Origin of the sequence: Streptomyces sp. 8K308, from assembly GCF_004348315.1 — a bacterium.
In the GTDB taxonomy this organism is placed as follows: domain Bacteria; phylum Actinomycetota; class Actinomycetes; order Streptomycetales; family Streptomycetaceae; genus Streptomyces.
Genome location: NZ_SMKC01000194.1, coordinates 1 through 12961 on the forward strand (window position 1 = coordinate 1; position 12961 = coordinate 12961).

The window sequence follows — 12961 nt, forward strand, 5'->3', positions numbered from 1 at the left end:
GACAGCTCCCCTCCACCCCGCCTCTACCGCCCCGAGGAGATCGCCGACACCCTTGGCTGCTCGGCCTGGTGGGTCAAGGACCGAGCGCGACGGCGCCTGATACCGCACACCCGGGTCGGTCGTGCCTACCGCTTCACCGCCGAGCACCTCGCCGAGATCATCCGCCTCTACGAGCAGCGGCCGGCCCAGTTTGCGCAGACACCCGCACGGGCGACCGAGCCGCTCTCCGAGCCCGGTACGCAGACCGGCTCCGCGCAACCTCGCCGCCCTGCCGTTGCTCCGACGACCCGCCTACGGGCCCGCCCGCCGCGTCGACAGCAGCAGTACGGCACTGTCGCGTGACCCGATCGAACCTGCCGTAGCCGAGGACAACCAAGAGGGAGACAGCGGAACTTGGGTTTCGCGGAGAAGCGCGGAAACTACTGGCGCGGCCGGTACAAGGTCGCGCCCGGCAAGCACAACACGGTCGTCGACAACAACGGCAAGGCGATCAGGTTCGCCACCAAGGGCGAGGCCCAACGGGCAGCGGCCGAGGCCGAGAACAAGTACCGCCGCGGCGACTGGCGCGACCCAGCCCTCGGCCAAGAGACCTTCGGCGAGTACGCGAACCGCTGGTACGAGGCCCAAGACCTGGCGCCTCGACCATGCAGAACTACAAGCGCCACATAGAGGAGCACCTCCTCCCCGAGTTCGAGGACAAGGCGCTCGCCGGCATCCTGCGCACGGACGTCGACCTGTGGGAGAAGAAGGAGAAGGCCCTCTATGCCGCCTCCAGCGTCAAGACCTGGCGCTCGACACTCCACCTGATCTTCGAGGACGCGATCGACGAGGGCCTGATCACGTCCAACCCGGCCGCTCGGCGGCGCGGACGGGGTAAGCGCGCCGGCCGCTCCCGAGACCGTGGTCCGGAGAAGGTGGTCACCGACGCGCTCGGCATCCTGCTGACCGCCGAGCGCGCCGCCCCTCTCCGGCCGCGACGACGAGTTCGTCGCCGTGGCCCTCAAGGGGTACACCGGCATGCGCTGGGGCGAGATCGTCGGGCTGGAGACCGCGTTCGTCCGCCCTGGAGCCGTCCGGGTCGAGTGGCAGCTGTACGAGCTCGACACGGGGGAGCTGGTGCGCTGCCCGCCGAAGGACGACAGCTACCGCACCATCGACTCGATGGACTGGCTGTCGGCGCTGGTCGCCAACCACATCGCCCGCACGAAGCCCAAGCCGTGCCCCTGCCACGGCAAGACCTACGTCTTCCGAGGACAGGGCGCGGCCCGCACAGGCGGCCACCAAGGCGCGAAGCTCGTCGACGTCGCCCGCCGTGCCGGCGTCTCGACTGGCACGGTGTCCAACGTCCTCAACCACCCCGAACGCGTCACCGAGGCCACGCGAGAGAAGGTCGAGCAGGCCATCGCGGACCTCCGGTTCGTCCGGGGCGGCGTCGTACCGGAGCATGCCGCCCACTGGCGCAGGAACGGTTTCGCAACCTGGCTGTTCACGCCGGCGGTCTCCGGCTGGTACCCGAAGAAGGCACCACAGGAACCACGACCGGTGCCCCTACTCGGCGAGCCGTGGCCCGGTGTCCCGGCACGGGGTCGGGGTGCCAGCGAACGGGCCGACGCCTGCTGGCTCCCGATAGCCAAGGGACTCACGCCCCACGGCCTCCGCCACACCCACCGGACGATGATGGAGGACCTGGGAACCGAGAAGGTGCTCATGGACGAACGCATGGGCCACATCGACGGCTCGGTCTCGGCACGCTACGCCCACGTCACCCCAGGCATGCGCAAGCGCCTCATGTTCGGACTGGCCCAGCAGTGGGAGTCGGCGCTCGATGCCCGGCTGGCGATGTGCCCTACGTCACCGGTGCGCGTCCTCGATGGACTTCTGCGAGCGCGCCAGGGAGCGCTTCAGTAGTCAGAAGTCGAGTGGCGGATCTGGTAAGAAATGGCCTCGACCGAAGCGCGGTCGAGGCACACATCATGCGCTGTCCTTGAGCGCCCGAACAGCTACCAGCGCCGCTGCCCGTACCACGAGCCCTCTACCGTGCCGTGCAAGGCTCGCGCCAGGGCCAAGCCGAAGGACTTTCGGGGACCGTGGCTAGTCCGTCACCTTGCTCGGTCACTCGTACCCGTACTCCAGGGTCACGGCAGCTCAGGGTGGCCTACAGCAACCCAGTCACGGCGATCACCTCAGTCTGGCGACGTGGTCGAGGGATTGCGGCGCCGGGGAGGCCGGACTACGTGTAACCAAGCTTCTCCAATCGGGCTCCGAGCCTTGCCGCAGCGGCCTCGTTCTGCTTCTCCAGATCCATGAGGGAGGTCTCGTATCGGTCGCCCCATGAGCGGTAGATATCGACCAGTCCCTGTCGTTCCGCGGCAACGAGCTTCTCCACTCGGGAGCGGAGATCCTCACCAAGGACGTCGAGCACTCGTTCGCGCGCCAGCTTCGGGGGAAGATACGAAGACCGCCCGCCGTCGGCTGTGGCCCATCGATCGATCACCCCAGAAAAGCCCCGGAGGTCCAGGCTTCTGAGGTCGTCGCGCCGATCCGACCACCATGCCGCGAAGGCTCCGGCCAGCTGGTATCGGTCCAGGATCCCCAACGGCAGCAGTTCCTCACGGAAGGAAGCCATAAGCCGAGGACGCAACGTCAATAGCCGTCCTGTGCCCGTAAGTTCATGAATACGTGATGTTGCCTCCTTCCACCAAGAGCGGCAGCGGGCGATGAACTCCTCCTCTCGGGCAGCAGCGAGGCCCGAGATGTGCACTGCGGTCGACTCACAGCCGTCGCTCAGGAAATCGAGGTAGCTGGAACCCTTCGGCGTGAAAATGTCAGCGAGGTCGATACCGAAAGCGTGGAACTTCGCCGTTCCCGCGTCGACTTCGCTCCTTGGTACACCTCCGAACAGCGCCGCACGGACATCCAGTGGTGGCTCGGGAGGCGGACTGGCGTCCACGTAGCGCCGGATGTTGAGGTTGAAGTCGTTGTCTGCGATTTCCTCCAGCGAGACCACCCGTGCGAATTTGGGGATGTCCGCCCACTCTCGGAAAGCATTCACGATTTTCTCAATGTTCTGCGGCTCCAGGTGGTTCTGCGACCGCCCCGTCACTACTTCGCGCTCGGCGTTGATAAACAGCACCTGGCCGCGCTGATCCTGTGGTGTTCCGTTCGTACCCCGCAGCACCAGGATGCAGGCGGGGATGGCCGTGCCGTGGAAGACGTTCGGGCCAATACCGATCACTGCTTCGAGCCGGGCGTCCTCGACGATGCCTCGGCGGATCTCCGCTTCTGCTCCACCCCGGAACAGCACACCATGCGGGGTGACCACTGCTCCGATTCCGTCCGGGCGGAGTGTGGCCAGCACATGCTGGACGTTCATCAGGTCGGCGATCTTAAGCTGCCCTGATGCCCCGCCGTACTTCATCCGCTCCGGGTGCCTCATCTCCTTCTCGGAGTACTTGATCGAGAAGGGAGGATTGGTAAGCACACGATCGAAGCATCTGACGCGCCCGTCCTCCCCTGAGTGAAGTGGATCGGTCAGTGTGTCGCCGCAGAGCACCGAACCGTCCGTGATGCTGTGCAATAGGAGGTTCAGCCGGGCGGTGGACCACGTTGCGCCGTTCACTTCCTGCCCGAAAAGGGCGAGGCTAGCGCCGTCCCCGCCGTGCTCGTCGACGTACTGCCTGGCCTGGACGAGCATGCCTCCCGAACCGGCGAACGGGTCGTAGACCGACTGCCCCTCCTGCGGTCGGACCAAGCGCACCATCAGCCGGACCACAGAGCGGGGGGTGAAGAACTCCCCACCCCGTTTCCCCGCGCTGTCAGCGAACGCGCTGAGGACAAAGTCATAGGCGCGACCGACCTCATCGCCGAACTCCAAGTTGTCGTCGCTCAGCAGAATACGGTCGAAGTGATCGACCAGTGCCTTCAACTCGGCACGGCCCAGCCATCTGTCGAAGTCGAGAGCCTCGAGGACACCCTTCAATACCTCAGGGTTGCTCCGCTCGAGTTCCCACAGGGCTTCGTTGAGTACATGACCCAGCGCCTTGCCCTCGTAGCCGATGATGTGCGACCAGCGCGCCCGCTCGGGCACTCGGAGAATACCGGGCTGGTCCGAGGCCCGCTTGAGGACCAGCATTCCGGAGATGACATCACGGTACTGCGAAGCATCCATTCTGCCTCGCAGGATGTCGGCGGCGCCGAAGAGGGCGCTTTCCAACTGCGCGACGGTAAGGGGACTCACCTGTGCCTCGTTCCTTGAATCAGCTCTCCGAAGATGGCCGGCCGTAGCGCCTCAAGGCGGTCGGCCATCAGCCGCTGGATCCTGATCCGGGCGTCGACATCGGCCAGGGCCTCGACGACGGAGCGCTGCCGGTCCAGCGGCGGAACCGTGACCGGCAACTCCTTCAGCATCGTGGAGTTGAGCGACGGGACGGTACCCGGGAGGGACTGTCCCAGCAAGGCCCGTTGCACGGGCGGATAGGACAGATACGACACGAGGTACGCGGGCAGGACGAACTCACGCCGGGGCCTGAGGCGCAGACAGGACGAGCTGTAGAACCATGTGGCGTGTTCTTCCTCGATCAACGCCAACCGACCGAGCGCCCCTTGCCGCACGACGAGGAGGTCGCCTTCCCGCAGCGCGAACCGGGAGAGCCGTTTGGCCTCACTCCACGGCACCCGGCGCAGCCGCCGGGTATCCACCGTGTGGTGATCGGTGAGATCCGGCGGCGATATCACCGGCACCCCGTCCGGACCGTCTTGCAGGCTTTCCAGCAAGGAACCGGACGGACCGGCCGTCACCTCGCAGATACTCCCGAGGGGGACCTGGCCCCGAGTCATGGACTCCTCCTCTCTGCGCACACTCCTCCGTCTCTCTTCCCGACACTCACGCTTTGCTGTGCTCCCTACGCGCCAGCGGTGGGGGCGCGGCGTGTATGCGCACCGTGCCCCCACCGCCGACAATCAGGCGACGCGCGTCCAGTGCCGCATGGCAGCCCGCAGCAGCTCCTGCACGGCAGCGGCCAGCAGAGTCGTGACGACCGCGATCAGCGCCGCCGTGCCGTGCCCCACGAGGGAGGCACCGAACACGGCCACGACGATGATCACTACGAGCGGCACCACGGCCGCTCTGGCCCGAGGCGGGAGGGAACGTGCATGATGGACATCGACAGTCCTCACGAGGTTGTCCTTTCTGTCTTCGCACACTGTGCGGGGTCGGTTGAGCCGCACCCCCTGCCGGGCCTGGAAACCATGCAGGGTGGTGCGGCGGTTCACGTGTCACACGCTGTTGCCTGCGGTGCCGGACTAGGAACTGCACGCTTCCCCTGCCCCCACCGCGCACGAAGTCCGAGCCGCGCCCGACCCTCGATGACTTCAACCGTACATTCGCGAAGCTAGCTTCGCAAGCAACGTACGATCCAACTTCCCTTCATTGATTGGCGAGTTGATCCATCCCTGCCTGGTCGGCGCGGAAGGGTCGCTGGGTGGCCGAGTTGACGCCGCCACGTCCGCCGGTACATCCCATACGCGGCCTCGGAGATCGTCGGGTCCGGTTCGAACTGCGCCCACCAGTGCTGACCCATCGCTCCCCTGTGCGCGGTGACCGGACGGCCGCGGAGTGGACCTGGGAACAGGAGCGCTCTCGCGTCTTCGCGCGCTAATCGCGAGCGCTGATCGGTATCGATGTCACTGCCGGAGTACTGTCGACGTGGCCTCGCGTGGCAGCCCAAGATCTGACTCTTGCTGCTGATGGTGTGCCGAGATCGCAGGGTCGACGGCATGCGTTTGAGCACATCCCTCCGGACCCACCGGGAGGCCGAGCGACAGAAGAACTGGCGACTGGCCGAGGGTGTCGGAGGAGTTCGACGGCCGCAGCCGGTCGATGGGCTCGGCGCTAGGAATCCGGGAGCCGCCGGGAGCCGGATCCCGAACTTGGCTCCCAAACGGCTCCCAAAACGACCCCCGGAACCACTCAGGGGCCCGACCCGCTAAGCGGATCAGGCCCCTGACCTGGTACTACGGCGTCGGGGTGGCGGGATTTGAACCCACGACCTCTTCGTCCCGAACGAAGCGCGCTGCCAAGCTGCGCCACACCCCGGTACAACGGGGACTACTCTAGCTGACCGCTCGGCGTAGGTGAAATCAGGTTTCGCGGGGGACGAGGGTCAGGAGGGTGGCCTCGGGGGGGCAGGCGAAGCGGACCGGGGTGTAGCGGTTGGTGCCGCAGCCGGCGGAGACGTGGAGGTAGCTGGTGTGGCCCGGGGTCTCGTGGGTGGAGAGGCCCTTGACGCGGCCCGGGTCGATGTCGCAGTTGGTGACCAGGGCGCCGTAGAAGGGGACGCAGAGCTGGCCGCCGTGGGTGTGGCCGGCGAGGATCAGCGGGTAGCCGTCGGCGGTGAAGGAGTCGAGGACCCGCAGGTAGGGGGCGTGCACCACGGCCAGGGAGAGGTCGGCGTCGCGGTCCGGGCCGCCGGCGACCTCCGCGTAGCGGTCGCGGCGGATGTGCGGGTCGTCGAGGCCGGTGAGGGCGATCTCGGCGCCGGCCGCCTTGATGCGACCGCGGGCGTTGGTGAGGTTGGCCCAGCCGGCGGCGTCGAAGGCGTCGCGCAGCTGCCACCAGGGGTTGCGCGGCACGTTGCGGGCAGGCGCGTTGCCGTTGAGGCCGTGGCGGCCGGTGGCGCGCTCGGCGAGGTAGCGGGCCGGGTTGCGCAGCCGCGGCGCGTAGTAGTCGTTGGAGCCGAAGACGTACGCGCCGGGGAGTTCGAGGAGCGGGCCGAGCGCGTCCAGGACCTCGGGGACGCCCTCCGGGTCCGAGAGGTTGTCCCCTGTGTTGATCACGAAGTCGGGCCGCAGCCCGGCCAGGGACTGGAGCCAGCGGCGCTTCTTGTTCTGTCCGGACACCATGTGGATGTCGGAGACCTGCAGTAACCGCAGTGGCGGCATCCCGGGCCGCAGCACGGGCACGGTCACGCGGCGCAGGCGGAAGGCCCTGGCCTCGTAGCCGGCGGCGTAGGCGACCGTGGCGGCGGAGAGCGCGGTCACCGCGAGCGCGGCTTTGAGGGAGGCCTTCAGGGGAACGGCGTATCGGGCACGCATGGGTCCCATCGTTTCATGACTGCCACAATGGCTCGCATGACCACCTTTAAGTCCCGACTGCAGAGCGACCTCACGACCGCGATCAAGGAGCGGGACGAGCTGCGCTCGGCCACGCTGCGGATGACGCTGGCCGCGATCACCACCGAGGAGGTCGCCGGCAAGACCGCCCGCGAGCTCTCGGACGAGGAGGTGCAGAAGGTCGTCGCGCGGGAGGCGAAGAAGCGGCGCGAGGCGGCCGAGGCGTTCCAGAGCGGCGGCCGGCCCGAGCAGGCGGCGCGGGAGTTGGCCGAGGGTGAGGTGCTCACCAGCTACCTGCCGAAGCAGCTGAGTGACGAGGAGCTGGCGGCGCTGGTCGCCGAGGCGGTGGCCGAGGCGCGGGCGGGCGGCGCGGAGGGGCCGCGGGCGATGGGCGCCGTGATGAAGATCGTGAACCCGAAGGTCGCGGGCCGCGCCGAGGGCGGCCGGGTGGCCGCGGCGGTCAAGAGCGCTCTGGCGGGCTGAGCCGGCGGGCCGCCGCCCGCGAGCGGGCGGCGGCGAACATGGCGGCGGGGAACATGGCGAACAGGACACGGTGGCGGCGGCGAGCCGGGGCTGGGCCTTGCGTTGCGCCCGGTACTCGGGCTCGGTCAGGCTGACGCGGGCTCCGTCGGCGTTCCAGGGAGTAGGGGTAGCCGTCGCCGACCTCGTCGATGGAGCCAGCACGGGGAGCGGGCCCACGGCGACGCAGAGGACGCTCCACAGCAGGAGCCCGCCGGGAAACGGACCAGGGGGCCCCTGCGGCCCGCCCGCGCGAGCGGGAAGACCGCGGCGAGGACCGGCACGGCGCTCGCCGGTAACAGCGGGGCGCCGGGGAGCAGCGAGCGCCATCATCAAGGCGCGAGGACCGCAAAGGGTCAGGGCGAGCGGCACGGGCCTCTCGGGTGGCGCGGAAGTGGTAGCGCGGTCGTGACGGGCGGGTTGACGAATCCGCGCACCGTCTCGGTCGAGTGGCCGTCCGCCCAGCGGCAGACGTAGCTCAGCGGCCGGTAGCTCTGCCCGACGCCGGAGAAGGCGGCTGGGCGGTGGTGGGCGCACCGGTGCCGTAGCGCTCCTCGCCGCACTCCGCATGGGGGCCGTGAGCGGCCAGGACCACCGCATGCCGAGCCCGAGGGCAGGGCGAGTGCGGACACGAGTGAGGCCCACGTGAGCGCGTTGTCACGTGGGCCTCACTCGTGCGACCGGCTGGCGGTCAGTCCTGGCCTCTGCCGCCGCCGTTGCCGTTGCCGTTGCCGTTGCCCCAGGTGTCGGGCCACTCGATGTCGGGGAAGTCCGGGATGTCGGGGATGCCGACGTCACCGGAGTCGTTGCCTCCACCGCCGTTGTCGTTGCCGCCGTTGCCGCCGTTGCCGTTGTCGCGGTCGTCCTCGTCGCGGTCGCCGTCCTCGCGGTCACGCTCGCGGTCGCTGGCGCGGGGGACGTCGACCTCGTTGAACTGGCCGGCGGGGACGCCTTCCAGGGCGCCGATCATCGCCTGGCGCCAGATCGGGCCCGCCACGCCGGCGCCGCTGGCGCGTTCGAAGTACTGGCCGCCGATGGTGATGTCCTCCATCGGGATCAGCTCGGCGTCGCCGCCGACCCGGACCGCAGTGGAGATCTCCGGGGTGTAGCCGACGAACCACACGTTCCGACGCTCGTCCGAGGTACCGGTCTTGCCGGCGTTGTCGCGGTCGGTGAGGCCGACCGCCGCGCCCGTACCGTCCTCCACCACGCCGCCGAGCATCGCGTTGATGGTGTCCGCGGTGTGGGCCGACATCACGGCCTCGCACTCCGACTCGGGGACCTCGAGCTCCTCGCCCTCCGCGTTGGTGACGGAGGTGATGGCGATCGGGGTGCAGTAGGTGCCACGGTTGGCGAAGGTGGCGTAGGCGTTGGCCATCATCAGCGGCGTCGTCTCGTGGGCACCGAGGGTGGCCGAGGGGTCGGTGGGCAGCTGCTCGTCGTTGCCCCGGGTCACGCCCATGGACCTGGCCATCTCGACGGTGTCGCAGAGGCCGGTCTGCTCCTCGAGCAGCACGAAGTAGGTGTTGATCGACTCGGCGAGCGCCGAGGTCATGTCCCACTCGCCCTCCTCGTCCTCGCGCTCGTTGCCCACCTCCCACTCGCCCGAGCCGGCCGGCTGGTTCTCACAGTTGCGGAACCGGTCCATCTCGACGGTCATCTCGTGGTCGGTCTCGTAGGTCTGAGCCGGTGAGATCCCGTTCTCCAGCGCGGCGGCGGCCGTGAACGGCTTGAAGGTGGAGCCGGGCTGGAAGCCGTTGACCGAGCCGCCCATGCCGGCCGAGACGTTGAGGTTGATCGCCGTCTGGTTCTGGGTGGCGTCGACGCCGTACGGCCTGCTCTGCGCCATCGACAGGATGCGGCCGGTGCCGGGCTCGACCTGGACGACGGCGGCCACGACCGGGTCGGTCTCGTCGGCGCCCTCCCGGGCGGCCTCGGCCGCGGCGGCCTGGGCCTGCGGGTCGAGGGTGGTCTGGATGGTGAGGCCGCCGAGGCGCCAGAGCGCCATGCGGTCCTCCTCGGTCTCGCCGAAGACCGGGTTGTTCAGGATCTCCTGGCGCACGTAGTCGCAGAAGAAGCCGGAGTCGTCGACGGCGGTGGTGCAGCCGGTGCGCGGCTCGCTGATGTCGAGGCCGAGCTCCTGCTCGGACGCCGCGTCGGCCTCCTCCTGGGTGATCGCGTCGTTGTCCGCCATGCGCTGGAGGACGACGTTGCGCCGGTCGAGGGCCGTCTCCGGGTTGACCGTCGGGTCGTAGCGGGACGGGGACTGCACCAGGCCGGCCAGCATGGCGGCCTCGTGGAGCTCGAGGTCGGCGGCCGACTTGGAGAAGTACCGCTCGGCGGCGGCCTCGATGCCGTACGCCTGCTGCCCGAAGTAGGTGATGTTCAGGTAGTTCTCCAGGATCTCGTCCTTGGTGAGCTCCTGTTCGAGCTGGATCGCGTACTTGATCTCCTGGATCTTGCGGCCGAGGCCGGCGGCGCCGGTCTGCTGGGTGGCCTCCGCGATCGCCTCCTGGTCGTCGCCGGCGGCCTCGACGAAGACGTTCTTCACGTACTGCTGGGTGAGGGTGGAGGCGCCCTGCTCGACGGATCCCGAGCCGAGGTTGGTGGTCAACGCGCGGATGATGCCCTGGAGGTCGACGGCGCCGTGCTCGTAGAAGCGGGCGTCCTCGATGGCGACGACGGCCTGCGGCACGATGCCCATCTGGTCCAGGTCGACGACCGTGCGGTTGCGGAACGAGACCTCGGCGATCTGGTTGCCCTCGGCGTCCAGGATGGTGGAGGTCTGGCTGAGCGGGGGGCGCTCCATTTCGGCGGGGATCTCGTCGAAACCCTCCATGGTGCCGCGCGCCGCGAGGCCGAGCGCGCCCACCGCGGGGAGCGCCAGGCCGGCGAGCACCGCGCCGGACAACACGCTTACCCCGAGAAACCTGGCGATTAGACCCGTGGCGCTCTGCCCGCCGCCCGGCCGCTTACTTCCCATGGCGCAAGCCTACGGTCTCGACGGCCGGACACGGGAGCCGGCATTCCCCTAGGCTGGCTGAAAGCCGCCCACTTCTGGACGTCACCTGCGTCACTCTTTCGAGTGAACTTGGGTGTGGCGTAGTCGGAATGGATCATCCAACGTTGGCCCTGCGGGGGTGTTGGCGGTCAGCGCGGCTTCCGTAACGTCCTCCGCATGAGTCTGGCTACCGACCGGAGTGAGCGGAGCGTGGTGCGTGACGGGCGCGGCGGGTGTGACGTGCGCGGTGGGGGTTGGACCGCGCGGGCGGCCTGTCGTGCGGCGGACCCGGACGAGTTGTTCGTGCAGGGCGCGGCGCAGAACCGCGCCAAGGCGGTGTGCAACGGCTGCCCGGTGCGGACCGAGTGTCTGGCCGACGCGTTGGACAACCGGGTGGAGTTCGGCGTCTGGGGCGGCATGACCGAGCGGGAGCGGCGGGCGCTGCTGCGGCGGCGCCCCATGGTGACCTCCTGGCGGCGGCTTCTCGAGTCGGCGCGCAGCGAGTACGAGCGGAGCGAGTACGAGTGAGGCGCGGCGGTGGCGGGGCGTGACCGGTTGGCGAGGGTCAGCTGAACGACGGTTCCGCGCCGTCGGACTGGCCGAGGCGGTCGCCGATGGCGCGTAGCCCGGCGAGGTCGTGCACGTCCTCGGAGAGCGCGGGCACCTCGACGACCGGCACCCTGGGGTGGACGGCGGTGAACCTGGCCATCGTGCGGGACTCGCGGGTCAACTGGCGCATGCGTTCCGCGTGCACGCGCAGCAGGCCTGCGGCCCGGGCGTCGTCCTCGGTGTCGCCGGCCTCGAGCACCTCGGCGGCGGCGACGGCGCGTTCGGCGGAGAGGTGGGTGGCGTCCGAGGTGTGCACGCGGTTGAGGACCAGGCCGGCGAGCGGCATCCGCTCGGTGGCGAGCCGCTCCACGAAGTAGGCGGCCTCGCGCAGCGCGTCCCGCTCTGGGGCGGCGACGACGAGAAAGGCGGTGCCGGGCGCCTGGAGCAGCCGGTAGGTGGCGTCGGCGCGGGTGCGGAAGCCGCCGAACATGGTGTCCATGGCGGCCACGAAGGTCTGCACGTCGCGCAGCAGGGCGGTGCCGAGCACCTTGCCGAGCGTGCCGGTGACGAGGGAGAGGCCGGCCATGCCGAGGCTCATCACCTTCCGCCCGGCCCGGCCGCCGGCCTTGGCCGGGGCCATCAGCACGCGGATGAACCGGCCGTCGAGGAACGAGCCAAGGCGCTGCGGCGCGTCGAGGAAGTCGAGCGCGGAACGGCTCGGCGGCGTGTCCACGACGATCAGGTCCCACTCGCCGCGGGCGGCCAGCTGGCCGAGCTTCTCCATCGCCATGTACTCCTGGGTGCCGGCGAAGCCGGCGGAGAGCGACTGGTAGAAGGGGTTGTCCAGGATCGCCCGGGCGCGGGCGGGGTCGGCGTGCGCCTCGACTATCTCGTCGAAGGTGCGCTTCATGTCGAGCATCATCGCGAACAGCTCACCGCCGGCGGACGTGTCGATCCCGGGGACGGGGCGCGGCACGTTGTCCAGCTCGGTGAGCCCCATGGACTGCGCCAGCCGTCGGGCCGGGTCGATGGTCAGCACGACGACGCGACGGCCGCGCTCGGCGGCCCGCACGGCGAGCGCGGCGGCGGTGGTCGTCTTCCCGACGCCGCCTGCGCCGCAGCAGACGACGATCCGCGTCGCGGGGTCGTCGAGCAGCGGATCGACCTCCAACGGGTTCGCCTCGGCGGCGACCGCCTGCCCGGCGGTCGCCTGGCCGGCGGAGCGGGACGCCTCGGCGGCGCCTTGCCCACCGCCGGCGGCGGCCTGCCGCGTCGCGGCCTCGGCCGGCGCGGCAGCGGCGAGGCGCGGCTCCGGCACCCGGCCGGCGGGGCGGGACGCCTGCCCGGCGGGGCGCGAGCCGCCAGCGGCGGCGGCCGCCGGCCGGCCGGTGGCCGCGACGGGCACCGCGCGGCCCGGCACGGCGGCGGTGTTCGCGCCCGCTGGCGCGGTCGGGAACACGGCCCGGTGCCGCGGCCCCTCGGCCGAGTGGGAATCGGGCGACGAAACGACGGCGACGCTTACCGGTCGGGCCTCGCACGCCGAGTCGCCCGACTCACGCGGCGGCTGAGCCGGCTCGACCGCCCGCCCGGCAAGGCCGGTCGCCTGGCCGGCGGGGCGCGAGCCGCCGGCGGCACGGTCGGGCGTCGGGCGCGGTGTGTGTTCGGCGGCGGCAGCCGCCGGGGCTGGGAGGTGGGGGAGGAACCGCATGGTCACCAGTCCTGGGCGCGGAGGAGGCGGGCCAGCCGGTAGAGGCCGGCGATGTCGACGCCGTCGGGGAGGAG

General features: G+C 69.9%; 9 protein-coding genes, 1 tRNA gene and 1 pseudogene. 4 read left to right on the forward strand and 7 right to left on the reverse strand.

Annotated features, from left to right (window positions below; genetic code table 11):
* Together E1265_RS23390 and E1265_RS23395 are read left to right on the forward strand one after the other, a co-directional pair.
* On the forward strand, positions 1-342 hold a 342-nt coding region (locus E1265_RS23390), incomplete at its 5' end, for a helix-turn-helix domain-containing protein (RefSeq protein WP_243741048.1).
* 51 nt (positions 343-393) lie between these two features.
* Positions 394-1908 (forward strand): annotated as a pseudogene (locus tag E1265_RS23395) (LacI family DNA-binding transcriptional regulator).
* Between the two features lie 322 nt (positions 1909-2230).
* Here E1265_RS23395 and E1265_RS23400 read toward each other — a convergent pair.
* From E1265_RS23400 to E1265_RS23415, 5 genes are all read right to left on the reverse strand, one after another.
* Positions 2231-4213: a class I SAM-dependent DNA methyltransferase gene (locus E1265_RS23400; RefSeq protein ID WP_132932969.1), complete on the reverse strand. Its 1983-nt coding sequence runs from the start codon at positions 4211-4213 to the stop codon at positions 2231-2233.
* Positions 4214-4233: 20 nt separating this feature from the next.
* Positions 4234-4836, reverse strand: a complete 603-nt coding sequence (locus tag E1265_RS23405) for a restriction endonuclease subunit S (protein WP_279571457.1) — start codon at positions 4834-4836, stop codon at positions 4234-4236.
* Positions 4837-4959: 123 nt separating this feature from the next.
* Positions 4960-5271, reverse strand: coding sequence for a hypothetical protein (locus tag E1265_RS37235; RefSeq protein ID WP_165953850.1), 312 nt, complete (start codon positions 5269-5271; stop codon positions 4960-4962).
* Between the two features lie 749 nt (positions 5272-6020).
* Positions 6021-6094, reverse strand: a tRNA-Pro gene (locus E1265_RS23410).
* Positions 6095-6138: 44 nt separating this feature from the next.
* Complete coding sequence (locus E1265_RS23415) at positions 6139-7092, reverse strand: metallophosphoesterase (protein WP_207931175.1); 954 nt, start codon at positions 7090-7092, stop codon at positions 6139-6141.
* Between the two features lie 36 nt (positions 7093-7128).
* Between E1265_RS23415 and E1265_RS23420 the strand changes: the two genes are divergently transcribed.
* Positions 7129-7593: a GatB/YqeY domain-containing protein gene (locus E1265_RS23420; protein ID WP_132932972.1), complete on the forward strand. Its 465-nt coding sequence runs from the start codon at positions 7129-7131 to the stop codon at positions 7591-7593.
* Between the two features lie 727 nt (positions 7594-8320).
* Here the strand turns inward: E1265_RS23420 and E1265_RS23425 are convergent.
* Positions 8321-10612 carry a transglycosylase domain-containing protein gene (locus tag E1265_RS23425; protein WP_132932973.1) on the reverse strand — a complete coding sequence of 764 codons (2292 nt, stop codon included), beginning with the start codon at positions 10610-10612 and terminating at the stop codon, positions 8321-8323.
* Positions 10613-10870: 258 nt separating this feature from the next.
* Here E1265_RS23425 and E1265_RS23430 point away from each other — a divergent pair, with 258 nt between their 5' ends.
* A complete protein-coding gene (locus E1265_RS23430; protein WP_132932975.1) occupies positions 10871-11158 on the forward strand; it encodes a WhiB family transcriptional regulator in 288 nt (95 codons plus the stop codon).
* Positions 11159-11195: 37 nt separating this feature from the next.
* Here the strand turns inward: E1265_RS23430 and E1265_RS23435 are convergent, their stop codons facing one another.
* On the reverse strand, positions 11196-12350 hold the full coding sequence (locus E1265_RS23435) for an ArsA-related P-loop ATPase (RefSeq protein WP_132932976.1): 1155 nt from the start codon (positions 12348-12350) through the stop codon (positions 11196-11198).
* Between the last annotated feature and the right edge of the window lie 611 nt (positions 12351-12961).

Bases quoted from the DNA above. Each gene is read 5' to 3' on its own strand.
- E1265_RS23405 (WP_279571457.1), bottom strand. From the start codon at position 4,836: ATGACTCGGGGCCAGGTCCCCCTCGGGAGTATCTGCGAGGTGACGGCC.
- E1265_RS23415 (WP_207931175.1), bottom strand. From the start codon at position 7,092: ATGCGTGCCCGATACGCCGTTCCCCTGAAGGCCTCCCTCAAAGCCGCG.
- E1265_RS23420 (WP_132932972.1), top strand. From the start codon at position 7,129: ATGACCACCTTTAAGTCCCGACTGCAGAGCGACCTCACGACCGCGATC.
- E1265_RS23425 (WP_132932973.1), bottom strand. From the start codon at position 10,612: ATGGGAAGTAAGCGGCCGGGCGGCGGGCAGAGCGCCACGGGTCTAATC.